The sequence below is a fragment of the Faecalibacter rhinopitheci genome (genome assembly GCF_015234135.1).
GTDB lineage: Bacteria > Bacteroidota > Bacteroidia > Flavobacteriales > Weeksellaceae > Empedobacter > Empedobacter rhinopitheci.
The window spans coordinates 183,746-209,045 of the sequence record NZ_JADGIK010000002.1; the positions used below are offsets into that span (position 1 = coordinate 183,746).

A 25,300-nucleotide genomic window follows, 5' to 3' on the forward strand; every position below is an offset into this window, starting at 1 on the left:
CCTTTATATGAAAGGGCATTTCTTTTTTAATGCATTAAAATTTGTAAATCTCGAGCCAATTTTCTCGTAAATTCGTCTGCACCTTTATCGTTTAAATGCGTTGTATTGTAAAACCATTTTTGTTGATAACTGATCGAATCCTTTGAATAATCTAACAATGGTAAATCATATTGCTTTAAAGTTTTTTTATATCGTTCCACAATTTCATTCCGATTCAACATATAATCTTGTCCTTTATAAAATTCTGGCGCAATCGTAAAAATCAATTGAATATTTTCTTGCTGACAACGTTTTATTAAGTTTTCAATCAAAGGATAAACATCGGCATCAAACTCCGCATCTTTCGCTTTTAACGTTGCCCAATTTACATTCCATTTTCGGTTATAGGATTTGAAGCCTTTTTGACGAAAATATCCATTTTTATCTACAGTTTCTTTCTCCGCTTTTTTGATTTCATCTTGCCAATACTTTCGATCTTCGTAGCGATAAAACGGAATCAAATAATCTTTCCAGTCTGCATTTTCATATTCCTTTAAATAAGTATATAGTTTATAATTCCATAACATAAACGGAACATATTGATTGGGTTGAAATACTTCATCGATGTGCGAAAAAGAAAAAGTATCTAAATTCCAAACAATTGTTTTGGGATGAGGATTATTATCCAAATATTTCAGAAAACGATAATATTGCATCTTAAATTTACTTCCGTTTAGTCCTAAATTATGCGTTTTCATATGTAATGAATCTTCTAAAATTTGAGGATTGATATGAATCATCGCACGAGAAGAACCGAATACAGCTAAATCTACATCAATTTTTCCTTGATTAACACGATTCCATTCTTGCACTTCGCCACTAAACAATGCTTTCTCTTTTAATGAATTCGAGTAAATTAAATCTCCGAATCCAGTTAAAAAATAAATGGCCACCAATGTGACCAGTATATATTTAATGAATTTCATTATTTTCTCAACATTTCGATGTGGGGAATATCATCTTCTAAATACTCTTTAGAAACTTGTTCGAATTCGAAAGATTCATAGAATTTTTTCAGATACAATTGAGCAGAAATACGGATAGATGAAGTGAAGCATCTATTTTCGATAACTTGAATAGAATTGGCGATTAAATGTTTACCTAAACCTAAACCACGGTGTTTCCCTCTACTAACCACACGACCAATAGATGGTTCGTTTTCGTAAGAAATTCCTTTCGGAACAATTCGCGAATAAGCCACTACTTCATCATTAATTGTTGCCCAAAGATGACCACATTTCAAATCTTTTCCATCTGCATCTTGGTAAATACAGTCTTGTTCAATCACAAAAACTTCATTTCGTAATTGAATAATTTGATATAATTCTTTAGCCATTAATTCATCAAACAATTTATAATGCCAAACTACTTTTCCTTCCATTAATCTAACTTTGAATATTTCGCAATAATATTTTCAAACACCTTTTGTGGTAAAATACTTTTTAACGTCACCGAAAATTTTTGCATCGTTTTACCAATATAATAATGCGGTTTTGTATTTTTTTGATTCATGATTCCTTCAATTATCGGAATCAAATCTTCAGTTGGAGTTCCTTGCGCCACTTCGTGATCGATATCAGCCACCATTTCATCGTATTTCTTTTTGTAAAAAGACGACACAAATGTTTTTACACGACCTTCTGCAATATTGGTTTTAATATCCCCAAAATTTAAAGTTGTAATCTCCACACCTGTATGACGATTTTCTAAACGGGCTGATTCAATTAATCGATCAATCATCGCTTTCGAAGCCGAATAATATCCTCTAAATGGTAATCCGTTGTTACTTGCAATGGAAGAAACATTTAAAATATGTCCATATTTCTGTGCACGCATGACCGGTAAAACTTCTTGCATTGTATAAATTGGACCATACACATTTACATTCAATAATTTTTCAATATCATTTTTAGAGGCATCTTCTACAGCCCCCAACATTCCTATCCCTGCATTGTTGATCAAAACATCAATACGATTATTTGTTTCTGCTAAAATCTGTTGAAAAGTACGTTCAACATTCTCTTTATCTGAAACATCCGTAGCTATATGCATAAATTTCTCTTGTCCTTTTTTTGAACGAGATAAACCATAAACTTGATGTCCTTTATCGTGAAAATAATTGGCTAATGTTAATCCAACCCCAGAGGAAGATCCTGTTATAACAATAACTTTTGATTGCATATTGATGTAAAATTTTAAACAAAACTAAGCAATATCAAACAATTAATAAACGTGAAATATTTTTTTGAAAGGTTAAATGTATAATCTCTAAATTTGCTGCTTAATTTTGAAGTGATCATACATTGAATCAAAAAACAAAAAAACACCTTGTAACTGGGATAAAACTTGCGATTAGCTTGGTTTTAATTTATTACGTTTTCTTTGTCAAATTACATATTTTCGACATTCTTGATAATTATAAAAATGCCAATTGGTTTTATATTTTTTTAGCAGTCCTATTATTTATCGCTTCACAGGCTTTATCTGTATTTCGCTTAGATTATTATTTTAGAGATATAAATCTTGATTTATCATATAGATCAAATATTCGTTTATATTTCTTAGGTATGTTTTATAACACCTTTGTTCCAGGAGGTATTGGAGGTGATGCCTACAAAGTATATATTTTAAATAAAAATTATAAAAATGGTTTAAAACAAATTTCCCAATCTGTTTTTTTAGATAAGATTATAGGATTATTTGCAATGATTTTAATTATCATTTTTTTAGTTTATTTATCTAATTTAACTGACTATCCTATTATTCAGTATAGCGCATTAATAAGCTCTTTAATCGGGTTTATTGCTGTTCCCTATCTTTTAGGATTATTTTTCCCTATACATAAAAAAACATTTTTTAACTCAATGATTTATTCAATTGTTTTACAATTGATTCAAGTAGGAATGCTTTACTTTGTATTAGAAGGCTTAAATATTCATCCTGACAATTTCAGTATTTACCTACTAATTTTTCTTGTTTCGGGTATATTATCTATTATATCTTTCAGTGGGTTTGGAATACGTGAAATTGTGTTTATGTATGCCGCGCATCGATTTAATTTTGATGAAACTTTAGCAACAAGTGCTGCATTTATCTTCTCAATAATTACAATTACAGTATCATTTATTGGAATCATCTACTTATTTAAAGGTGTAAAAGTTGAAGAGAAGAAAAAAAATACAAAAATTTCATTTTAGGTTTTTAAAATATTTAACTGAATAGAAAAGAGTTATGTAAAACATCAAATTTTATTTAATATTTTTTCGATTCAAGTATTTGGATTATTCAAAAACAGCCCTATATTTGCAATCCAATTACGAAGGTCCCTTAGCTCAGTTGGTTCAGAGCACCTGCCTTACAAGCAGGGGGTCACTGGTTCGAATCCAGTAGGGACCACATAAAGACAATAGTAAGTCTTTTCAATCAAATTCTAATAAGGTCCCTTAGCTCAGTTGGTTCAGAGCACCTGCCTTACAAGCAGGGGGTCACTGGTTCGAATCCAGTAGGGACCACAAAAAAGACAATAGTAAGTCTTTTCAATAAAATTCTAATAAGGTCTCTTAGCTCAGTTGGTTCAGAGCACCTGCCTTACAAGCAGGGGGTCACTGGTTCGAATCCAGTAGGGACCACATAAAGACAATAGAAAGTCTTTTTAGTAAAATTCTAAAACAAGGTCTCTTAGCTCAGTTGGTTCAGAGCACCTGCCTTACAAGCAGGGGGTCACTGGTTCGAATCCAGTAGGGACCACATAAAAGACAATAGTAAGTCTTTTCAATAAAATTCTAATAAGGTCTCTTAGCTCAGTTGGTTCAGAGCACCTGCCTTACAAGCAGGGGGTCACTGGTTCGAATCCAGTAGGGACCACAAAAAAGACAATAGTAAGTCTTTTCAATAAAATTCTAATAAGGTCTCTTAGCTCAGTTGGTTCAGAGCACCTGCCTTACAAGCAGGGGGTCACTGGTTCGAATCCAGTAGGGACCACATAAAGACAATAGTAAGTCTTTTTAGTAAAATTCTAAAACAAGGTCTCTTAGCTCAGTTGGTTCAGAGCACCTGCCTTACAAGCAGGGGGTCACTGGTTCGAATCCAGTAGGGACCACATAAAATTCCTTTCAAGATTACTTGAAAGGAATTTTTATTTTAATGTATTTTGGTTTTCATTAAGCGTTTATAAGGAAAAAGTGAAAGCACAAAAATTACGATTGAAGCTACTACTCCTTTTAAACTATGTTTAACAGATTGATGATCTAGAAAATCATCATTTTTATCTGAATAATATAATTCATATTTATCTCCAATATTCAAATCTAAACATGGTCCCCCTAAAATTTTAGTATTATATCTTTTATTATGATATAAAAATGATATTGAATACGCTCCATTACCAACACCGCAGTTCTTTCCAGCTATCGTAATTTCCTTCTTATTTTTATGATCTATACTTTCTACATTATTTATATATTCATTAATCAAATAAGCTGAAAAGATAGCCAATACAAAAGCTATTACAAGTTGATTTTTTTAAAAAAATTATTCATCTATTTAATTATAAATAGCATCAAATATAAACATAAAAAAAACCCTTACAAGTGACTTGTAAGGGTTTTGTATTTTAAAACTTAATTCGCTCTCCTGAGTCGGTAATAAAAGCTTTATTTCTAAAAATAAATAATGCAAAACCTCCTATAGAAATGGCTGTATCTGCAATGTTGAATACTGGTTGAAAAAACTTGTAGTGCTGTCCTCCAATGATTGGAATCCAAGATGGCCAATCTAATTCGAATAGTGGGAAATATAGCATATCTACCACACATCCTGTAAGCCAACCCGAATATCCAGTAAAATCTGCTTTTGCAATTCCGGGATATCCAGCCCAACCTTGAAACATATCGTTCCACGTTGTTCCTTTGTCGAATATCGCACCATACGCAATACAATCAATCACATTTCCAATGGCACCAGCTAGAATTAATCCAACTGGAATTATAAAATAGCTATTGGAAATTTTCTTAGCATACATATTTATATAGTAAATAATACCTGCTATTAAGAAAATTCGTAAAACGGTTAAAATAATTTTACCTGTAACACCTCCAAACTCCATTCCATATGCCATTCCAGGATTTTCTACAAAGGCGATTTTGAACCAGCTAAACACTTCGACATCCTCGCCTAAATAAAAGTTAGTTTTGACATAAAATTTTGAGATTTGATCAATTAAAATGACCAGAAAAGTAATCAAAAAAACTTTTTTCAAAATAATATTTTAACGTTGTAAATTTTTCGCTTCGATACTTAAAGTTGCATGTGGAACTAATTTAAGACGTTCTGGATTTATTAATTTTCCGGTAACTCTACAAATTCCATAAGTTTTATTCTCTATACGAATCAATGCATTTTTAAGATCTCTAATGAACTTTTCTTGACGAGAAGCTAATTGAGCATTTTGCTCCTTACTCATTGTCTCAGATCCTTCTTCGAAAGCCTTGAAAGTAGGTGATGTATCATCTGTTCCATTTGAACTATCGTTCATATAAGCTTCTTTTAAAAGATCGTAGTCTCTAATCGCTTGGTCCAATTTTTCTTGAATCAACGTTTTAAATTCTTCTAATTCTTTATCAGAATATCTTACTCTTTCTTCTGTAGCCATAAGCGCTTACTTTTTTAAAACCGTTATCATAGTTGAAATTCCATTAATTTCTACCTCAATTCCATCTTTTACAGTATCCAAAATTTCTAATTCTACTGTAAGAGTTTCAGAACAGATATACTCTTTATTTGATTCAACCGCTTTAACGATTGGTTCATCATTTTTTATTTGTAGCTTAATTTTATCTGTTACTTCTAATCCAGTTTCTTTACGTAAATTTTGTACACGATTTACTAATTCACGAGCAATTCCTTCATTTACTAATTCGTCAGATAATTGTAAATCTAAGGCAACTGTTAATGTTGAATTAGATGAAACGGTCCATCCTGGAATATCTTTAGTTGTAATTTCAAAATCTTCGACTTCTAAAGTATATGTTTTATTGTCGATTACCAAATCAATTTTTCCTTCTGCCTCTAATTTAACAATTTCATCATTAGATAATTGTGCTGTAGCAGCAGAAATAGCTTTCATTTCTTTTCCGAACTTAGGTCCTAAAGTTTTGAAATTAGGCTTAATTGATTTTACTAAAAGGTTTGATGCTTCCTCATTCGTTAATAATTGAATTTCTTTTACATTTACCTCTTGTTTTAATAATTCTGTAATTGATTCTAATTTTTGCTTCATTGAATCATTTAATACAGGAATAATTACTTTTTGTAATGGTTGACGTACTTTCATATCGCTTAATTTACGTAACGATAAAATCATACTTGTTGCCATCTGTGCTAAATGCGTTTGCTCTTCTAAATCTGCTTTAATTAACGTTTCATCCACAGTTGGGAATAATGCTAAGTGTACAGATTTTGCAGCATTTTTACCTGTTGCAGCATTTAAATCTTTGTATAATCGATCCATAAAGAATGGTGCGATTGGAGATCCTAAAATTGCAACAGTTTCTAATACTGTGTATAATGTTTGGTAAGCAGAGATTTTATCTTTTGAATACTCCCCTTTCCAGAAACGTCTTCTTGATAAACGAATGTGCCAGTTCGATAAATTATCGATTACGAATTCTTGAATTGCACGAGCCGCTTTTGTTGGTTCGTATTCTGCTAAATACGTATCTACTTTCTTCGTTAATGTATTTAACTCCGATAAAATCCATTGATCTAACTCTGCACGCTCTTCTACTGGAATTTCTTCTTCAGCATAAGTAAATCCATCTACGTTTGCATATAATGCAAAGAATGAATATGTGTTGTATAATGTTCCGAATAATTTACGACGAACCTCATCAACACCTGCTAAATCGAATTTTAAGTTTTCCCAGGGTTGAGCATTTGCAATCATGTACCAACGCGTTGCATCAGGACCATACGTCGCTAATGTTTCAAATGGATCTACTGCATTCCCTAAACGTTTAGACATCTTTTGTCCGTTTTTATCTAACACTAAACCGTTAGATACAACGTTTTTATAAGCTTTTGAATCAAAAACTAATGTTCCAATTGCGTGTAATGTATAGAACCATCCACGAGTTTGATCTACCCCTTCAGCAATAAAATCTGCTGGATACATTGTTCCGTTATCGATTAATTCTTTGTTCTCGAATGGATAGTGAACTTGTGCATAAGGCATTGCTCCTGAATCAAACCAAACATCTATTAAGTCAGACTCACGTTTCATTGGTTTTCCTGAAGCAGAAACTAAAATCACCTCATCTACTACATTTTTATGTAAGTCGATTAAATCGTAATTAGTTTCAGACATATTTCCAACTTCGAAACCTTCAAATGGATTTGAAGTCATAACTCCAGCAGTAATTGCTTTTTCTATTTCAGCAACTAATTCTTCTACAGAACCAACAACAGTTACTTCATCACCATCTTCTGTTCTCCAGATTGGTAATGGAATACCCCAGTAACGAGAACGAGATAAGTTCCAATCGTTCGCATTTTCTAACCAATTTCCGAAACGACCTTCTCCAGTTGCTTTTGGTTTCCAATTAATTTCTTTGTTCAATTCAACCATACGATCTTTAACCGCTGTTACTTTAATGAACCAAGAGTCTAATGGGTAATATAAAATTGGTTTGTCTGTTCTCCAACAATGTGGGTAACTGTGTTTATATTTCTCTACTTTGAAAGCTTGATTACGCTCTTTTAATAAAATCGCGATTTCAACATCCACTGATTTCTCAGGTGCTTGACCTTCATCGTAGTATTCATTTTTCACATATTTCCCTCCGAAACCTTCAGGAATTTGAGCTACGTAACGACCTTGTAAATCTACTAATGGAACAGGATTACCATTTTCATCCAAAACTAACATTGGAGGAACACCAGCATCTTTTGCTACTTTCGCATCATCTGCACCAAAAGTAGGCGCTGTATGTACGATACCTGTACCATCTTCTGTTGTAACGAAATCACCAGGGATTACTTGGAATGCTTTATCTGCATCCTCGAATGGTAAAGCCCATTCTAATAATTGCTCATATTTTGTTCCTACTAAATCAGCTCCTTTGTATTCCGCTAAAATGCGATAAGGAATTGTTTTATTTCCTGCAGCATAAACTTTGAAATCTTCTTCTGTTTCTGCTAAGAAATATGGTTTACCAAATTGTTTTCCTACTAATGGTTTACCTAAGATTACTTTAATTGGCTCGAATGTATATTGATTGAATGTTTCAACTAATACATAATCGATTTTTGGTCCAACTGTTAAAGCTGTGTTTGAAGATAAAGTCCAAGGTGTAGTTGTCCAAGCTAAGAAATAAACATCACCATCTACATCTTTCAATAAATCAGAAGTATCTTTTTTAGCTTTAAACTGTGCTACAATTGTAGTATCTGTAACATCTTGATAAGTTCCTGGCTGATTTAATTCATGAGAAGATAAACCTGTACCCGCTTTTGGAGAATATGGTTGGATTGTGTATCCTTTGTATAATAAATCTTTATTATAGATTTGTTTTAACAACCACCAAACCGACTCCATATATTTTGGCTTGTATGTGATATATGGATCGTTCATATCTACCCAATACCCCATTTTTTCAGTTAAGTCATTCCACAAGTCTGTGTAACGCATTACTGTATTTTTACAAGCTTCGTTATATTCAGTAATCGAAATTTTAGTTCCGATATCTTCTTTTGTAATTCCTAATTCTTTTTCAGTTCCAAGTTCTACTGGTAAACCATGTGTATCCCAACCTGCTTTACGAAAAACTTGTTTTCCTTTTAACGTTTGGTAACGACAAAAAATATCTTTTATAGATCGTGCCAATACGTGGTGAATTCCTGGCTTTCCGTTTGCAGAAGGTGGTCCTTCGTAAAAAACGTATGAATCATTTCCTTCACGAGACGTAATACTTTCTTCAAAGACATTATTATCTTTCCAATCTTTTAAAGTATCCTGTGCGACTTGTACTAAGTCTAAGTGCTTATATTCTTTGAATTTATTTGCCATGAATTCTGAGTTTATTTCTTTCTAAATCAAGGTTTGCGAATATAAGGAAAATTGCTAAATTATAGTAACATTTCCCTCCGCAACTGTGTATTTTATATGCAAAACAGTATTATAAAAAATATTTAAATCAATTCAGTTGAAATCTTAGAGTTTTAGCGAAATATTTTACCATTTTTGTAAATACACTTATTCATCCAATATATACGAATCAATTATGAGAAAAATATTTAATTTCATTGGACTGGCACTGTTTATTATACAACTTTTTAGTTGTTCAAAAAATAAGGATTATGTAGAAATTATTCCAGAAGATGTAGATTTTGTGGTCCAAATTAATCCCAAAACCATAGCCGAAAAAGGAAATTTCAAAAATATCGAAACGTATAATTGGGCTAATATTGTGGTAAACGAAATAAAAAATTCAGATCCTACTTTAAATGATTTATTTGAAAAATTTAAATCTTCACCCACTTCATCAGGATTAGATTTAATATCGCCTATTTACATTTTCGGAAAGAAGCATCAACAAAAAAATGTCGCTTCATTAGTGATGAACATGAACAAAAAAAGTGACTTTGAATCACAATTAAAAATCATTTATAAAGCTATATATAAAAAAGAAATTAATTTTATAGATGAAGGAAAATATACTTTTATAGCAGGTCAAAAAAAACCATTTGTAGCGTGGAATAATAAACATTTTATTTTTATAGCAAGTGAATTTGGAACTTCAACTAAAGTTATAGATGAATATTTTAAAAGGCTGATAAGTTCTGAAAAGGCTTTAAAAAACACCAACAATAGTTTTGCTGATTTCCTAAAAAAATCGGAAGATATTAATATATGGTATACAGGAAAATTCCTTAATTATTTTAACCAAACAAATACTGTTGAGAAAAATGAAATTGATCTAACAAATAGTGCTTGGGCAACTTTTCTTTCTTTTAATAACGATAATATAAGCATTACTCAAAAATTCCATCCTGATCATGCTACAAAAATTAAAATGGAAAAAAGGCCAATATGGAAGAGTAAAATAAATTCAGAAATTTTTAAATTTTTCCCTAAACAAAGTTATTTAAATATTGGATTTGCGGTGCATCCATCTAATGCTAAATATATTCTTAGCCAACAGAATTACATCTCAGAATTTATAAACAACTATGATATTAATCCCGCTATTTTAGCTAAAAGTGCAGAAGGAGAAATACTATTAAGCGTTTTCGATTTTGAGAGTAGACAAACTTTTAATGTAAAAGAATACTTTGGGAAAAAAGAAAAATTTGCAAACAAAGTAATTGTTCCTCAATTTATTTTAGCCGGAAAAATGAAAGATCAAGCATTTTATAATCATTTAATTTCTACACTTCAGGAAGGTTTAATTAAAGAGTTAAATTATTACACATTTCCAATCAATTCTCAAACATCCCTATATATTACACAAAAAAATAATGTTTTATATATTACAAATAATCACATTCAGATTTCAAACTTTATAAATGATCGAGTAGAAAAAATTAATTTCATTCAGAGTGATTATTCAAATGGAGCTAAGTATCCATTATTTGCAAATGTTAATTTAAATTTAGAGGAATATCCAACAGAAGTTAAAGACTTTTTCTTTAATCAACTTCCATTTGGGGAAACAACAGAAGTTAGAAATTTCGCCCAAAATATTGAATATTTAAAACTTAATTTTTCAGATGAATATACTAAAAATGGTCAAATAAAATTTAAAAATATCGAGGGTAATTCACTAGAATTGATCCTTAAATTTATAGACAATGCTTATTCTTTATACTTAAATCCACAAATCAATTTAAATGAACGAGATAAAAATTAATCAAGTTATACCACATCCTTTAAAAGATTTTGGGTTTGATAAATCTGAAGTTTGGAATAACACAATTACTTTTGAAAAAGGTAAATATTATCAAATAATAGCCAATTCAGGCGTAGGTAAGTCAACCCTAATAAATATTATTTACGGGGATAGAAAAGATTATGATGGAGAAGTTTTTTTTGATGACATAAATATTTCAACTTTTAATGTAAAAAAATGGAATGAACTTAGAAGATCAAAACTATCCTATGTTTTTCAAGGATTACATTTATTTGAAGAACTTACCTTATTAGAAAATATTCAATTAAAAAATGGTTTAACTAACCATGTTTCTGAAAAGCAAATTATAGAATGGGTTGAAACTATAGGTTTAGAAAAACACTTAAATCAAAAAGCCTTACATCTTTCCTTTGGTCAACGTCAGCGAATTGCAGTAATACGAGCATTTTGCCAGCCATTTGATTTTATTTTACTAGATGAACCTTTTAGTCATTTAGACGATCAAAATAAAAATCTATTGATGAATATGATTGAAAAAGAAGCCATAAAAAACAATGCAGGTATTATTTTAACCACATTAGAATTTAATAATGATAAACGCTTAAGCCATGTTATCCAACTCTAATCAATTGCTTCAAAAAATTGTTCGTCAAGAAATTAGTATCACACGAATAATTACATTTTTTATTTTCACAATAATTGGATTTTATATTCTGATTTTAGGAAACGTATTATATTTTGATTTTGCGAAAAATTTCACCAAAGATTCAACAGTCTGGAAATCTAATTACATTGTTTTAAATAAAAAAATATCTTCTTTACAATCCCTAACTGGCACTAAACCTACTTTTAATCAAGATGAAATTGAGATTTTAAAGAACCAGTCTTTTATAGAACAAATTGGCACTTTTAAAACAAGCTTATTCCCCGTTAAATTACAAGTTGGTGGGGTCGCAGGAATTAGAGGATTTTCTACCGATTTATTTTTTGAATCTGTTCCTGAAAATTTTATTGATATAGAAAATGACAAATGGGCTTGGGAAGAAGGAAACGATTTTGTTCCTATTATAATTCCTAAAAGTTATTTAAACTTATATAACTTCGGATTTGCATCTAGCCAAGGTTTGCCGCAAGTATCGGAAGGACTTTTTACACAAATTCCATTTCAATTAATTATTGGAAAACAAGGGAACCAAAAAATATATCAAGCAAAAATTGTAGACTTTACAACTAAAATTAATACAATTTTAGTTCCTGAAAATTTCTTAGATTGGGCTAATGAGCATTTTGCATCTCAAAAAAATAATGAATCCTCTCGAATCATTGTACAAATAAAAAATGATGGTGAGGAAAACTATATCTCTTTTTTTGAAAGTGAGAATTATGATATAAATAAAGATGAATTAAAAAATAATGAATTAACATCTTATTTAAAAATAGCGTTTAGTTTAGTATTATTTATTGGCGGAATAATCGTACTAGCCTCAATTTGGTTAATGTTAATTAATTTTCAATTATTAATTGAGAAAAATAAACATAAAATTAAAGATTTGTCATTGATTGGATTTACCGCTAATCAGCTGAGTTGGACTTATCAGAAAATAATGGCTTTATTTCTGATTTTAGGCTTAGTTGTAAGTATTCCTTTAGTTTATTATACAGTGAGCTATATTAAAGGTAAAATAGGAAATTTTATTACAATTGAATATTCATCATTTACACAAATAATTATAGGAAGTATGATTGCATTAATTGTAATTGTTATTATAAACTCAATTATCTTAAAATCAACCATACATCATATTATTAAAAAATAAAAAAAGGAACCGATTGGCTCCCTTTTTTTATTTTTTTTTAAGTGATTTAGAAAGAATATCCTACACCTAAGTTAAATCCGTGATTTTTTGCATCAAAGTTAGAATCACCTTTAAAAGTATCTTTTAACCCTAAGTAATATCTAACTCCTACGTTAATATTATCTGTAATATTATAACCAACTCCTGCAACAGCACCAAAATCTACTTTTTCTACACTATCAGAGATATCAGTTTTAGTTTCACTTGTTATACTTTGTCCATTAATGTTTGTATCAAATTTAGCTTTATTTGATGCATATACATTAAATCCTACTTGTGGACCAATTTCAAAATTGAAACGTGTTCCTCCAGGATAAATTTTTAAAAGAACTGGAACTTGAATATAATCTAATGTTGTTGTATTTGAATATGTTGTTGTAATATTATTTGAATTAACTAAATCATTTTTATATTTGGCACCTACTCTAGCAAAATTAACCTCTGGTTGAATTGCAACAGTTTGGTTTAAAGGAATGTGGTAATAAACACCTGCAGACCATCCTAATTTGTAATTATCATCTTTTACATCATCGCCTAAAAAAGAAGTAACATTTAAATTAGTTTTAATACCTAATTGTGGAGTATTAGTCTTTTCTTGTGCGTTAACACCAACTAATCCTACCAACCCCATTGCCACAAAAAATAACTTTTTCATTTTATAAATATTTTAAATTAAGTTGATAAGTAATTTTCAACTAACATGCCAAAAATTATCTAAAATTGATTAAAACCCACAAAACATTGTTTATCAATATTTTAAAAACATAAAAATATTCTAAAATTAAGTGAGAGGGTAGCTATTTATTCTTTTAAAATTTAAAAGCGACTCCAGCTCCAACTGATGCTACTTGATATCCGTTAAATCTAACACCCTTGTAATGAAGATAAAAATCCATTAATTCATTGTAATGATATCCTAACTTAGGCGTAAAATAATGAGTTCCAGAAGTCTTTTTTCCTTGTCCAAACGCATAACCTAAATCAGCTCCGAAATAAAGATTTTTATAAACATCTATTTCTGCAGAACCACCAATCATTAAATAATTAAAAGTAGATTTGTTATTTAATCGTGAATCATTTCTTACATTAGAATAATCGTATCCAATATGACCTCCGACTTTAATTATATCATTAATTGGTCCTAAGTATCCAATAGAAATTCCTAGATTTATATCAGAGTGATTTGAAGCATAACCAACTGGTAGACCAGCATACGTATTAACTCGTATTCCTGTTTTATTTGATTCTTGTGCATTGATTTTTATAGCTGCACACACAACAGCTAAACATATTACTATTTTTTTCATAAAACCTAACTAAACTAACCAATACAAAAGTATTGTTATTCAGATAGTTAAATAATTTTAAGCTATAATAAAATTAAAACTTAAAATTCTTAAAATAATATAACTCGCTAGTAGTCTGCATTTAATAATAATCTCAAAATTAATTATAAGAGTATTTTAACAGAACAACAATGTTTAATATAAAAGCATTCTGTATTTTATGGAAATGCATTTATGAGAAATAAAAAAAGCTATCCTAAAGGATAGCTTTTTTTATTATTTTAAACATTATTAGAATTTATATGCAAATCCTACAGATACTGCATTAAATTTATAATCAATATAGTCATTATCTTCTGGTCCTGCACTAATTCCTTTGTATCCAACATATAAATCCCATGTTGATGCTGAATATCCTACTTTAGGTTGGTAGAATAAACCTCCTTCCATTCCGTCAGTAGTTGCAAATGCATAACCTAAGTCAGCTCCTACAAAGATATTGCTTCCTCCAAATTCATATTTTGCAGTTGCAGCTAATGGAATAAATCCATAATCTTCACCTTCGACTGTAAGAACTTGATTTCCTACTCTGTAATCATAATCTTTACCAATAAAATGATCATAACCAACTTTTGCTCCTAAGCTAAAGTTTGTGGCTACTGGCCATAAATATGCTAAATCTACACCAACGTTGAAAGAAGAAACATCTGCTGTATCTCCTACAGGAATACCAACATGTACAGTACCCTCAAATCCTGTTTGTGCATTAACACCTACTAATCCGATTGCTGCGAATGCAGCTGCAAATAATAATTTTTTCATCGTATTTATTTTTTTTTATTTATTTATAATAGCTAATCATAAGAATGATTACTCCACCTTTTTCAAGTAACGTGCCAAAAATTATAAATTTGTTAAAAAATATTAACAATTGCGCATATAGCGTGTATAAATTATTATAAATAAAAAAAGTACAGCCATTTGGCTGTACTTTTTTTATGATTTATTTAAAATAGATTTATTGTCCAACTATTTGATATAATAGATCTTGTTGCTTCTTAGCGTATATTGTATCAACTTCTGCAGCTACACCAATTAAATCATTTAAGAAGTTTAATTGATTCATTAATCGAGACTCCTCATGAGGTTCCACTTTTCCGTCTGCAATTACTTCTTTATATAAAGCTACAAAACTTGCTTTAAAAGGAGCATAATCTTTTTCAAATCGAGCTAAAGCTTTTTCTTTTTCACCTTTTTCAGAAATTGCTGATACTTCATTAAATAAAGCCATCATTACATCACTTTTTGCACCTGATATATCACTAGAAACTGTATTTCTAAAGCTCGTTGGTAAAGTATCAAAGAATTTTATTTTATCATTTGCATTTTTGCGAACATATTGAAATAATTCTTTTGCTTTCTTTTCCTCTCCTGCTTTAAGATATAATCCAGCAATACGGCTTACTCCATAACCTATATCATAACGAGGCCAAGCAGGAATTTCTTCCATTATTTTGTCCAATACTTTTATTGCTTCTTGTTTTTTACCAGCTGCTAATAAATCATCTGCTAATCTTACGGCAACATTTCTAAATGATGAGGAATAATTACGTTCTGTTAAACTATAAGAAACATTTTCTTTGTTGAATCCTGGAGATTTATATGAAAAGAAAATACGAGATAATTCATTAATATTAGAACCTCCTATTACACCTCCTTTACCAAATTCATTATAGATAGGAACTAATTTATAAGTTAAACCAGTATTCATCAAATAATCATTTAAATAAAATGTGTTGGATGGATCTGATACACCTCCTCCACTAAAATAGATTGGACGATCCCAATTGTAATTAGCAAGCATAGATAACATCATTAAATCTCCTTTGTATAAAGTTGATTTTTTAATATTAATCGTAATTTCGTCAACCATTTTGTGCGCATCTTCTTTTGCTACAATTCCGTACTTCACAGCATTCGCTTTATTTACAGGAATTTTAATTGTACTAACTGGTAAGAAATTTACTGGTCCTATTTTGTATCCAAAGTAGTCTGCAAGCGCCTTTTTTGTCTCAGACTTATTATCTAAAATAAAATCTATAGCCTGTTTCGCTGTCATTGTATCATTTGTAACAAATGATTCTAATGGTGCTAATCCTTTGTAAACAGATAATATTTGATTTACATCTAACTCCGGATCAGTTAAAAACTGACTCGCTTGTTCTGGAGACATTTGATTTAATTGGCTTAAAGAAATTTTCTCTCCATTAGCTCCTTCTTTAGTAAAAGAATTTAATTGATCAAAAATGTTTTTAATTGAACCTGAAACCATAAAAATGTTATCATTAGTTCCACTTTGAAAATCAGAAGTTTTTAAGTTTGTCGGAATTCCCGGCGCATTATATGTACGACGTAATAATTGCTCTAAATTCCAGGGTGATGAAGCTAAAGTTAAATTCGCAATTTTAACGTCTGTTCTAAAATCTTCCGTTTCTTGTAATCCCCATAAAGGATAAGTGTCATTATCTCCGTAAACAAATAATATGGCGTTTTTGTCTAAAGGATTGATGTAATTGTAAGCTAATGAATATGCAAGTGTACGCTGAGATCTGTCATGATCATCCCAGTTCTGAAATCCCATTAATAATGGAATTCCTGCTAAAATAGCTATTATCCCACCTGTCAATCCTTGGCTTAATTCTTTTTTAGTTACTTTTTTCAGTAGAAAATAAATTCCCTGAACTCCTAAACCACACCAAATAGAAAATGCGAAGAATGAACTAACTAATGCATAATCACGCTCACGAGGTTCAAATGGTTTTACGGAAGTATAAATAATGATTCCAATACTCGTTAAAAAGAATAATGATAAAATACTCCACCAGTTTACAAAATTTCTATTTAATTGGAAGAACATACCGATTAATCCTAAGATTAAAGGCAACATAAAATATACATTAGTTCCTGCATTATGATATTCTGATGGTAAAAGAGATTGATCTCCTAATCTAGGATTATCAATAAATGGGATACCTGAAATCCAATTACCTTTTGTCACCTCAAAATTACCTTCTAAATCATTTTGACGACCAGAGAAATTCCACATAAAATAACGTAAGAACATATACCCTACTTGATAATCTAAGAAGTAATTAACTTGTTGTACGAATGTAGGAGATTCTATATCTAATATTTCATTGTATTTCTTTAAATCCGCAATCTTTATCTTTTTTGCTTCTTTAAGTTTCATTAATTCGGAAAATGCTTGTTGAGCACCTTCATCATTATAATAAGCGGCATTTAATGAAAATTCTGGAAATCCATACACTGCTGCGTAATTTTCCATTACGTTTGGATCTGGATTAAACATTTTAGGGAAAATTTTCATGTACTTATCATTATAGACATATTCTATACGATCAGATACTTTTACATATTTCCCTATTTTGTTGTCTTTTATGTAATCTGCTCCTGTAATATTTCTTTCATAATTTCCATTCGCATCCTTTTGAATTCCATCTTCTGCAATATGTGCAGTATATACAGCACCATACATTACAGGCCAAGATCCATACTGCTCTCTATTAAAATAATCTAATGCTCCTAATGCAGTATCAGGATCATTTAAATTCATATGTGGATTGGCATTTGCTCTGATAGGAATAACTAACCAACAAGAAAATCCAACTAACATAAATGTGATACACCAAGCAATTGTATTAATTAATGCAGAACCATATTTCTTTGAAAGGTTGAATATTCCATACAATAATGCTAATAATAATACTGATGCAATGATAGAACCTGAATGAAATGGCATTCCAAAGTTGTTAACAACATAAACCTCCGTTTTACCGAAGAATGTCATTGTTAATGGGAATATTATTTTGAATGTAAAAGCTAATATCGCGACAGTTATAATGTTAGCAGTAATAAAACTTTTAATAGAAAATTTATATTTCCTAGCATAATATACATAACATACCAAAGGAACAGCTAAAATAGCCATTAAGTGCACCCCGATTGATAAACCAATAAATAGAGAAATAATGACTAACCATTTATTACCTCTTGCTGTATCGGCTACGGGATCCCATTTAGTTATTAACCATACAATTACTGCAGTAAAAAAAGATGCCATTGCATATACTTCACCTTCTGATGCTGAGTACCAAAATGTATCACTAAACATAAAGATTGAAGATCCAATTAGTCCACTACCTAAAACAACTAATTTCTGAGTAGCATTTAATTTTACATCATCTACAGAAAGATTGATATCTTTCTGATTAATAAACATTTTACGTGCAAAATAGGTAATTGTCCAAAACAATAACATAATTGTTCCTGCACTAAATAATGCTGAAGTTGAATTAATTAATATAGCATATTTTCCACCATCTCCAAAAGATAAGCCTGCCCATACTGCTCCAAATAATTGAAACAATGCAGCTCCAGGAGCATGAGTTATACCTAATTTTGCTGAGGATACGATGTATTCTCCACAATCCCATAAACTTAAGTGGCGTTCCATCGTTAATAAATACACTAACGCGGAAACTGCAAACATGGCCAAACCTAAGCAATTATTCCATTTTTTGAATTTTGAATCCATTATTATCAATAAAGTATCTTGCGAAATTAAGGTAAAAATATTGAATAATTTTTTAGTTTAATTGTTTTTAGGATAATTTGATAAATTAATCTTTATGCTTTATATTTGCACTGCAAAAAGCAATGCCTTTAACAGACAAAATACTTCAAACCGGCTATACTTTTGACGATGTGTTATTAGTACCTGCCTATTCAGAGATTCTTCCGAACCAAGTATCTTTACAAACACGTTTTACTGACAATATTATTTTAAACATTCCGATTGTATCTGCAGCAATGGACACCGTTTCAGAAGCTCGTTTAGCAATTGCCTTAGCACGTGAAGGTGGATTATCATTTATCCATAAAAACATGTCTATTGAAGATCAAGCCAACGAAATTGATATGGTTAAACGTTCTGAGAATGGAATGATTTCAGATCCAATCACTTTATCACGAAAACATACGTTGCGCGATGCTGTAATCTTAATGGAAAAATATAAAATTTCTGGATTACCGGTTATCGAAGAAGATAGAACTTTAGTTGGTATTATAACTAACAGAGATATTCGTTACCAAGAAAACTTTGATCAATTAGTAGAAGAAGTAATGACTAAAGAAAATATCATTACATCTGGAATTGATACAGATTTACACAAAGCAAAATCAATCTTATCTCAATATAGAATTGAAAAATTACCAATAATTGATGAAAATAATAAACTAATTGGTTTAATTACAATCAAAGACATTGATAATTTAACTGAATTTCCTAATGCATCTAAAGATTCTAAAGGACGTTTACGTGTTGGTGCTGGTGTTGGTGTTGGAGCGGATACGCTTGATAGAGTACAAGCTTTAGTATCTAAGGGAGTAGATATTGTAGCTTTAGATTCTGCTCATGGACATTCTGCGGGAGTAATTCGTAAAGTTGCTGAGGTTCGTAATGCATTTCCACATCTAGATATCGTTGGTGGTAATATAGTAACTGCTGATGCAGCTAAAGCTTTGATAGATGCAGGAGCAAACGCATTAAAAGTTGGAGTTGGACCTGGATCTATATGCACAACACGCGTGGTTGCTGGAGTTGGAGTTCCTCAATTATCTGCAATACATGATGTATATAATTATGCAAAAACAAGAAATGTATCTGTTATTGGAGATGGTGGAATTAAACTATCAGGAGATATTGTAAAAGCTGTTGCAGCTGGAGCAAACTTGGTAATGTTAGGAAGTTTATTTGCTGGGACGGATGAAGCTCCAGGAGAAGAGATTATTTTCCAAGGACGTAAATTCAAAGCGTATCAAGGGATGGGTTCATTAGCTGCTATGAAAAGGGGGTCTAAAGATCGTTATTTTCAATCAGATGCTAATAAATTAGTTCCAGAAGGTATTGAAGGTCGTGTTCCTCATAAAGGATCAATATCAGATGTAGTATACCAATTATGCGGAGGATTAAGAGCTGGTATGGGATACTGTGGTACACCAACTATTCAAGACCTAATCGAGAATGGTAAATTTGTTAAAATAACTGGTGCAGGATTACATGAATCTCATCCGCATGATGTTGTTATTACAAAAGAAGCACCTAATTATTCGAATTAAGAATTAAAAGTTTTCTAAATATAAGCCGTCGTTAATCGACGGCTTTTTTTATAGATTAAAATTTTACCCATAAAAAAAACCTCTCCAATTGGAGAGGTAAAAATTATATTTGAGGATTATAATATTTTATAAAATTAACGTGCAAAGTATAACTTAGAGTTAATTTCATCACCGTTTGATAAACGAGAAGAAGCTTCTGTCCAGTTAACTCTGTTTAGTGTTTGTTGACCTATTGGATATCTTACACGTCCTGGTATATCTGTTGCAATAACATTTCCTGACATTAATGGTGTAAATACATACGTTGTACCATTTGGTCTTGTATTAGTCTCACCTGGCATTAATAAGATTGAAGTATTAGGATATCCTGTTCTTCTATACTCATTCCATGCTTCGTCTGCGTTTCCTAATAATGCAATGTATTTTTGGTTCATTACATGTTCTTGGTTAGCTGCAGGTAAATTTGCAATATAAGCTTCTATCATTTCAGGTTTTACTTCCCAATATTCCATATTAGCACGTACACCAGCAATGTAATTCGCTTGTGACCATCCGTTAAGTTCTGCTAAAATAAATTCAACTTCAGCGTAATCCATTAGAACTTCAGCTTTATTTATCTTTTTATAATTATGAGAAAAGAAATTTACATTAGAAGAAAGTCCATAATATGTATCAACTGTCGGTTGACCATAAGGCATTCCCGTATAGTTATTTAAATCACCTTCAACTAGACCATATCCGCCATCATCTACAGATTTATACCATTTATCTGTTGTTTTATATTGTGTAAATGTTAAACCTTTCGGAGCTACTAATTCAAATAATCGAGGATCTAATCCATAAGAACCTTTTTCACCTTTTAATAATTCTACAAATGTTTGGTTCACATAAAAATCTGTACGATTATCTACATAGAATAATTTCCAGAATGGATTACCTTCAGCATCTGCTGTTCCAAATTTATGAGTAGCTGACTCATCATTATTAGAAAATACACCACCTGCTATCGCTTCTGAAATGTGAGTCTGAGCAGCTGGCATTTTATCTTTTAAACGATTAGCTATTCTTAAACGTAAAGAGTTTGCAAATTTCTTCCACTTTGATGCATCTCCATTATAGATATTATCTCCTGAAATACTTCCACCCTCAACGATTTGATCAGCTGCGGCCTTCAATTCATTTAATAAATCTGCATAAATTTCTTCTTGCGTAGCATATGCTGGAACAGTATATGCATCAATTTGCAAGGCTTGGAATCTTGGATTATTTTTCTGACCGTAAGACCAATAAGGAATATCACCAAAATGAGTTACTAAATTGTCAAACGTATAAGCTAACATGATTCTACTTGTAGCAATCTGATTTTGAATATTACCATACGCAGACATTTGTACCGTTGTAGCAGGATCTTCACAACGTTGAATTATATCTTTGTAATTATTAGCCGCACGATATAAATAGGTCCATCCATTAGACGTTTGAGCATCTCTATATTGATATTTATCTTCTTCTAAGTAATTATTTTGAGAAGAATACTGCATCCATGGAAGTGACATACGAGCTGACCACCACCCATCACGAGTATAATTCATTAAATATCTATTAGCTCCGTTAAATATTGTTGATGTTGGAACAATTTCTGGATTGTTCTCATTTGTATTTATAGCTAGTAAATCATTATCACAAGAAGTCAACGTTCCAACTGATGCTCCAAGTAATGTGAATAAAACTAATTTATTTATAAGTTTCATAGAATTCTAATTAAAATTGTAATTTAAGATTCATACCATAAGTTCTAGTTGATGGTAAAGATCCACCTTCCATACCTTGTACGTTTCCACTTCCTCCAGAAGCTTGTTCTGGATCAATATGTTTGTTATCTAATCCCCAAGTTCCTAAGTTTCTACCAAATGCAGAAATAACTACATTAGAGAAAGGTCCTCTAAATTTTTCTGGGAATGCATAAGAAACTGTAACCTCTCTTAATTTAATGTAATCTGCATCAAAAACATTTTGAGAAGTAGGTCCCGCATAGTAATGACCGTAGTAGCTAGCAGCAGATACGTTTCGTGTATTTTCTGCAGTGTTAGTTACTGTATAACTACCATCTAAATTCTTAACAACGTTTCCAGTTACCCCTTGAGATACAGTTCCCGTTTCACGAACATTATTTGCAGCTGTTTCCTCTAACATACCTGAGTACATTCCGAATAAATTCGTTACTGAGAAGTATTTACCACCTTGTTGAATATCTAATAAAGCAGATAAAGTAAAGTTTTTATAAGTAAATGAGTTTCTAATACCCATATTCCAATCTGCGATGATAGAACCTAAGTTCTTAACATCCGATGATAAATATAATCCGTTAGCACCAACTACTTTGTTTCCATCAGAATCATAGATAAAATCAGTTCCTCTAATTTGACCGTATTTTTCACCTACAGCAGCTACTAAAGTTGCTTTGAATGGCGCTGATCCTAAAGTTAAACTTTCAAAATCACCATATAATTCTGTAATTTCATTATCGTTTTTAGAGAAGTTAACGTTAATCCCCCATTCAAAATCATTTGTACGAATAGGAACGATATTAACCATTGCCTCAATTCCTTTATTTACAGATTTACCTGCATTCAGCATTTTTGAAGTTACACCAGTTTCTGCACCAGTTTGAACCCCCATGATTAAATCAGTTGTTTCTTCTCTATAGTACGTAACATCAAAACCAAAACGGTTTTTAAACATTTGCATTTCTAAACCTACCTCGAAAGCTTCTTTTCCTTCTGGTTTTAAGAATTGATTCTTTTTAGATAAAGAAGTTAAAAAATAAGGACCTCCCATAAATGTAGATCCACTAAATGCGGTATTTTCATATACATCAAAAATTTGGTGTACACCTGCATCGTTACCTGTTTTAGACCAACCTGCTCTAACTTTACCAAATTTTAACCATGAAGCATCTACAAGTTGAGAGAATACAAAAGATCCTGTTACAGAAGGGTAAAAGAATGAATTATTATGTTCTGGTAATGTTGAAGACCAATCATTACGAGCTGTTCCTTCTAAAAAGAAAGTATCTGCAAAACCTAATGATGCACTTGCATACACAGAGTTAACACGTCTTTTATACTTATTTGTAGAAACAGATGCTTGTTGTGCAGAGTTATTGATTGTATATAAACCTGGAACAATTAATCCACCATTTGTACTTGCTGACATAGAACCATAAGTTTCGTGTCTTCTATTCACTCCCGCAAAAGCATTTAAACTGAAATCACCCCACTTTTTGTCTACATGTAAACGACCTTCGTAGTTCATTTCTGTTTTCTCTCTATAACTGTCTGAGAATCCATCCTGTGCTTGGGAACCGACTGCTACTCTTGAAGTTATGTTTAATGAAGTATTATCACCATATATATTACCTACAGCATAAAATCCAGGAGCTATATCATATTTCAACTCAAAGTTTCCATAAAAACGGTCACGTTGATCATTTGAAGTATTTTCATTTAAAATCCAATATGGGTTATCTGAGTATTTTGGTGTAGCATCATCCCATGATGTACGGTTCCAAGATCTTTGTTCACCAGTTGAAGTTTTATAATTTTTTAAACGATTATAATCTAACTGAACTTGTCCCCATTGGTAAAGTTTTTGTGGAATTGAGTTATCACCATATCCAAATTCTGGTCTATTATAACCATTTGTACGAACATAAGTAATACCTCCTTTCGCAGTTAATTTATCATTAAATCGTGTAGATAAATTTAAATTAGCTGTTGTTCTTTTTAAACTTGTATTTGGTAAAATCCCTGATTGATCTACATGAGATAAAGACATACGTGCTGATGTATTCTCATAAGATTTAGAGAACGACACAGAGTTTGTATAAGCAATACCTGTTTGGTATAAAGTTTTATAGTTTGCTTGCGCTGGCGACCATGCTCTCGTTTTTAAATAAGTAGAAGGGTCATTAGAATCAAATGCATCCCAATGTAATACTTGTTGCCCATCTAAACGTGGTCCCCATGATTCATCAGCTGCATAATCAACTACACTATAATTTGTACCATTGATATTAACTTGTTGAAAATCTGCATCAAAACCACCTCCATATAACTGTTGTAATTTCGGTTGAATATTTAATGATTCAAAAGCTAAACCAGTATTGATTATAATTTCATCTTTACCTTTTTTAGCAGATTTTGTTGTAATCATAATTACCCCGTTATTCGCACGAGATCCGTATAAAGCTGAAGCTGGTCCACCTTTTAAAACGTTGATTGTCTCAACATCATCCGGATTGATATCAAAAGAACCATCACCATAATCACGTCCTCCTGAACCTGACTGTGTTGAACTTGAATTATAGTTAGAGTTATCCATTGGAACTCCATCTACAACTATCAATGGTCTATTTTCTCCAGTAATAGATCCAACACCACGTAAGATAATACGAGCTGATGTACCTAACCCTGATGGTGCTGTAATTTGAGCACCTGCTACATTTCCAGATAAAGATTGTAACGCATTTGATCCACGTCCTTGTGATATAACATCACCCTTTACTTCTTGAGAAGCATATCCTAGTGATTTTTTATCTCTTGTAATACCTAAAGCTGTTACAACTGCCTCACCTAATTCGATATCTTCAGAAGCTTTTAAGGATACTGTATAAGAATTTGATTCTCCAACTACAAAAGTTTGTGATGGTGAACCCATTGATTCTACATATACATACTCTCCTATATTAGCTTGAACTGAAAAGTTACCGCTTTCGTCAGTGTAAACTTCATTACCTCCGGAAGTTCTTACAACCGCATCCATTACAGGTAGACCTTCATGATCTTTTACAACTCCTGTAACAGTTTTTTCTTGTGCGTATAAAGAAGCACCAAATAGTAAACTTCCTAATACAAACAAGTTTTTTAAATTTCTCCTCATCTGTTAAAACATTTTTAAAACTTATATAAACATAAACTAAAGTTCATTAATTTCAAACTTAATTATAAAAAAT

The 25,300-nt window shown here is 31.2% G+C and carries 18 protein-coding genes and 7 tRNA genes; 12 read left to right on the forward strand and 13 right to left on the reverse strand.

Features of this window, described 5'->3' with window-relative positions:
• Nucleotides 1–26: 26 nt before the first annotated feature.
• The 3 genes from IM532_RS03605 to IM532_RS03615 are packed head-to-tail and all read right to left on the reverse strand — an operon-like array spanning nucleotide 27 to nucleotide 2,220.
• Nucleotides 27–965, reverse strand: a complete 939-nt coding sequence (locus IM532_RS03605) for a hypothetical protein (protein WP_194182083.1) — start codon at nucleotides 963–965, stop codon at nucleotides 27–29.
• The gene (locus tag IM532_RS03610) at nucleotides 965–1,420 is read right to left on the reverse strand and encodes a GNAT family N-acetyltransferase (RefSeq protein WP_194182084.1); all 456 of its coding nucleotides are present in this window, start codon (nucleotides 1,418–1,420) and stop codon (nucleotides 965–967) included. Before IM532_RS03610 ends, IM532_RS03605 begins: the two co-directional genes overlap by 1 nt.
• Nucleotides 1,420–2,220, reverse strand: coding sequence for an SDR family NAD(P)-dependent oxidoreductase (locus tag IM532_RS03615; RefSeq protein WP_194182085.1), 801 nt, complete (start codon nucleotides 2,218–2,220; stop codon nucleotides 1,420–1,422). The genes IM532_RS03610 and IM532_RS03615 overlap by 1 nt, the downstream gene beginning before the upstream one ends.
• 122 nt (nucleotides 2,221–2,342) lie before the next feature.
• Between IM532_RS03615 and IM532_RS03620 the strand changes: the two genes are divergently transcribed.
• The 8 genes from IM532_RS03620 to IM532_RS03655 all read left to right on the forward strand — a co-directional run bounded on the left by IM532_RS03620 (nucleotide 2,343) and on the right by IM532_RS03655 (nucleotide 4,138).
• Complete coding sequence (locus IM532_RS03620; protein ID WP_194182086.1) at nucleotides 2,343–3,236, forward strand: lysylphosphatidylglycerol synthase transmembrane domain-containing protein; 894 nt, start codon at nucleotides 2,343–2,345, stop codon at nucleotides 3,234–3,236.
• Between the two features lie 124 nt (nucleotides 3,237–3,360).
• Nucleotides 3,361–3,435, forward strand: a tRNA-Val gene (locus IM532_RS03625).
• Nucleotides 3,436–3,476: 41 nt separating this feature from the next.
• Nucleotides 3,477–3,551: transfer RNA gene (locus IM532_RS03630), tRNA-Val, on the forward strand.
• A gap of 42 nt (nucleotides 3,552–3,593) precedes the next feature.
• Nucleotides 3,594–3,668 (forward strand) — tRNA-Val (locus tag IM532_RS03635).
• Between the two features lie 43 nt (nucleotides 3,669–3,711).
• Nucleotides 3,712–3,786, forward strand: a tRNA-Val gene (locus IM532_RS03640).
• A gap of 42 nt (nucleotides 3,787–3,828) precedes the next feature.
• Nucleotides 3,829–3,903: transfer RNA gene (locus IM532_RS03645), tRNA-Val, on the forward strand.
• A 42-nt stretch (nucleotides 3,904–3,945) separates the two neighbouring features.
• Nucleotides 3,946–4,020: transfer RNA gene (locus IM532_RS03650), tRNA-Val, on the forward strand.
• 43 nt (nucleotides 4,021–4,063) lie between these two features.
• Nucleotides 4,064–4,138 (forward strand) — tRNA-Val (locus IM532_RS03655).
• A 41-nt stretch (nucleotides 4,139–4,179) separates the two neighbouring features.
• On the opposite strand, the gene IM532_RS03660 is transcribed toward IM532_RS03655, so the two are convergent.
• The 4 genes from IM532_RS03660 to ileS form a co-directional block, all read right to left on the reverse strand.
• Complete coding sequence (locus tag IM532_RS03660) at nucleotides 4,180–4,533, reverse strand: hypothetical protein (protein WP_194182087.1); 354 nt, start codon at nucleotides 4,531–4,533, stop codon at nucleotides 4,180–4,182.
• A gap of 118 nt (nucleotides 4,534–4,651) precedes the next feature.
• Nucleotides 4,652–5,296, reverse strand: a complete 645-nt coding sequence (locus tag IM532_RS03665; RefSeq protein WP_194182088.1) for a lipoprotein signal peptidase — start codon at nucleotides 5,294–5,296, stop codon at nucleotides 4,652–4,654.
• 9 nt (nucleotides 5,297–5,305) lie between these two features.
• Nucleotides 5,306–5,689, reverse strand: coding sequence for a TraR/DksA family transcriptional regulator (locus IM532_RS03670; RefSeq protein ID WP_194182089.1), 384 nt, complete (start codon nucleotides 5,687–5,689; stop codon nucleotides 5,306–5,308).
• A gap of 6 nt (nucleotides 5,690–5,695) precedes the next feature.
• On the reverse strand, nucleotides 5,696–9,103 hold the full coding sequence (gene ileS / locus IM532_RS03675; protein WP_194182090.1) for an isoleucine--tRNA ligase: 3,408 nt from the start codon (nucleotides 9,101–9,103) through the stop codon (nucleotides 5,696–5,698).
• A gap of 214 nt (nucleotides 9,104–9,317) precedes the next feature.
• Here ileS and IM532_RS03680 point away from each other — a divergent pair, with 214 nt between their 5' ends.
• From IM532_RS03680 to IM532_RS03690, 3 genes are read left to right on the forward strand one after another with little or no spacing between them, the layout of a single operon-like run.
• On the forward strand, nucleotides 9,318–10,946 hold the full coding sequence (locus tag IM532_RS03680; protein ID WP_194182091.1) for a DUF4836 family protein: 1,629 nt from the start codon (nucleotides 9,318–9,320) through the stop codon (nucleotides 10,944–10,946).
• Nucleotides 10,927–11,571, forward strand: coding sequence for an ATP-binding cassette domain-containing protein (locus IM532_RS03685; RefSeq protein ID WP_194182092.1), 645 nt, complete (start codon nucleotides 10,927–10,929; stop codon nucleotides 11,569–11,571). Before IM532_RS03680 ends, IM532_RS03685 begins: the two co-directional genes overlap by 20 nt.
• Nucleotides 11,555–12,763 carry an ABC transporter permease gene (locus IM532_RS03690; protein WP_194182093.1) on the forward strand — a complete coding sequence of 403 codons (1,209 nt, stop codon included), beginning with the start codon at nucleotides 11,555–11,557 and terminating at the stop codon, nucleotides 12,761–12,763. The genes IM532_RS03685 and IM532_RS03690 overlap by 17 nt, the downstream gene beginning before the upstream one ends.
• Before the next feature lie 46 nt (nucleotides 12,764–12,809).
• On the opposite strand, the gene IM532_RS03695 is transcribed toward IM532_RS03690, so the two are convergent.
• The 4 genes from IM532_RS03695 to IM532_RS03710 all read right to left on the reverse strand — a co-directional run bounded on the left by IM532_RS03695 (nucleotide 12,810) and on the right by IM532_RS03710 (nucleotide 18,703).
• A complete protein-coding gene (locus tag IM532_RS03695; protein WP_194182094.1) occupies nucleotides 12,810–13,457 on the reverse strand; it encodes a porin family protein in 648 nt (215 codons plus the stop codon).
• Between the two features lie 154 nt (nucleotides 13,458–13,611).
• A complete protein-coding gene (locus IM532_RS03700) occupies nucleotides 13,612–14,109 on the reverse strand; it encodes a hypothetical protein (protein ID WP_194182095.1) in 498 nt (165 codons plus the stop codon).
• Between the two features lie 270 nt (nucleotides 14,110–14,379).
• A complete protein-coding gene (locus IM532_RS03705; RefSeq protein WP_194182096.1) occupies nucleotides 14,380–14,910 on the reverse strand; it encodes a hypothetical protein in 531 nt (176 codons plus the stop codon).
• Between the two features lie 196 nt (nucleotides 14,911–15,106).
• On the reverse strand, nucleotides 15,107–18,703 hold the full coding sequence (locus IM532_RS03710) for a glycosyltransferase family 117 protein (protein WP_194182097.1): 3,597 nt from the start codon (nucleotides 18,701–18,703) through the stop codon (nucleotides 15,107–15,109).
• A gap of 122 nt (nucleotides 18,704–18,825) precedes the next feature.
• Between IM532_RS03710 and guaB the strand changes: the two genes are divergently transcribed.
• Nucleotides 18,826–20,286, forward strand: a complete 1,461-nt coding sequence (gene guaB / locus IM532_RS03715) for an IMP dehydrogenase (RefSeq protein WP_194182098.1) — start codon at nucleotides 18,826–18,828, stop codon at nucleotides 20,284–20,286.
• A gap of 134 nt (nucleotides 20,287–20,420) precedes the next feature.
• Here guaB and IM532_RS03720 read toward each other — a convergent pair whose 3' ends face one another.
• On the reverse strand, nucleotides 20,421–22,037 hold the full coding sequence (locus tag IM532_RS03720) for a SusD/RagB family nutrient-binding outer membrane lipoprotein (protein ID WP_194182099.1): 1,617 nt from the start codon (nucleotides 22,035–22,037) through the stop codon (nucleotides 20,421–20,423).
• 10 nt (nucleotides 22,038–22,047) lie between these two features.
• Nucleotides 22,048–25,227, reverse strand: a complete 3,180-nt coding sequence (locus IM532_RS03725) for a SusC/RagA family TonB-linked outer membrane protein (RefSeq protein ID WP_194182100.1) — start codon at nucleotides 25,225–25,227, stop codon at nucleotides 22,048–22,050.
• Nucleotides 25,228–25,300: the final 73 nt, after the last annotated feature.

What these genes read in the sequence shown, in the direction of transcription:
- IM532_RS03700 (WP_194182095.1), bottom strand. Translation starts at nt 14,109, where the DNA reads ATGAAAAAAATAGTAATATGTTTAGCTGTTGTGTGTGCAGCTATAAAA.
- IM532_RS03690 (WP_194182093.1), top strand. Translation starts at nt 11,555, where the DNA reads ATGTTATCCAACTCTAATCAATTGCTTCAAAAAATTGTTCGTCAAGAA.
- ileS (WP_194182090.1), bottom strand. Translation starts at nt 9,103, where the DNA reads ATGGCAAATAAATTCAAAGAATATAAGCACTTAGACTTAGTACAAGTC.
- IM532_RS03695 (WP_194182094.1), bottom strand. Translation starts at nt 13,457, where the DNA reads ATGAAAAAGTTATTTTTTGTGGCAATGGGGTTGGTAGGATTAGTTGGT.
- IM532_RS03705 (WP_194182096.1), bottom strand. Translation starts at nt 14,910, where the DNA reads ATGAAAAAATTATTATTTGCAGCTGCATTCGCAGCAATCGGATTAGTA.
- IM532_RS03725 (WP_194182100.1), bottom strand. Translation starts at nt 25,227, where the DNA reads ATGAGGAGAAATTTAAAAAACTTGTTTGTATTAGGAAGTTTACTATTT.
- IM532_RS03610 (WP_194182084.1), bottom strand. Translation starts at nt 1,420, where the DNA reads ATGGAAGGAAAAGTAGTTTGGCATTATAAATTGTTTGATGAATTAATG.
- IM532_RS03670 (WP_194182089.1), bottom strand. Translation starts at nt 5,689, where the DNA reads ATGGCTACAGAAGAAAGAGTAAGATATTCTGATAAAGAATTAGAAGAA.
- IM532_RS03615 (WP_194182085.1), bottom strand. Translation starts at nt 2,220, where the DNA reads ATGCAATCAAAAGTTATTGTTATAACAGGATCTTCCTCTGGGGTTGGA.
- IM532_RS03720 (WP_194182099.1), bottom strand. Translation starts at nt 22,037, where the DNA reads ATGAAACTTATAAATAAATTAGTTTTATTCACATTACTTGGAGCATCA.
- guaB (WP_194182098.1), top strand. Translation starts at nt 18,826, where the DNA reads ATGCCTTTAACAGACAAAATACTTCAAACCGGCTATACTTTTGACGAT.
- IM532_RS03680 (WP_194182091.1), top strand. Translation starts at nt 9,318, where the DNA reads ATGAGAAAAATATTTAATTTCATTGGACTGGCACTGTTTATTATACAA.
- IM532_RS03685 (WP_194182092.1), top strand. Translation starts at nt 10,927, where the DNA reads ATGAACGAGATAAAAATTAATCAAGTTATACCACATCCTTTAAAAGAT.
- IM532_RS03710 (WP_194182097.1), bottom strand. Translation starts at nt 18,703, where the DNA reads ATGGATTCAAAATTCAAAAAATGGAATAATTGCTTAGGTTTGGCCATG.
- IM532_RS03605 (WP_194182083.1), bottom strand. Translation starts at nt 965, where the DNA reads ATGAAATTCATTAAATATATACTGGTCACATTGGTGGCCATTTATTTT.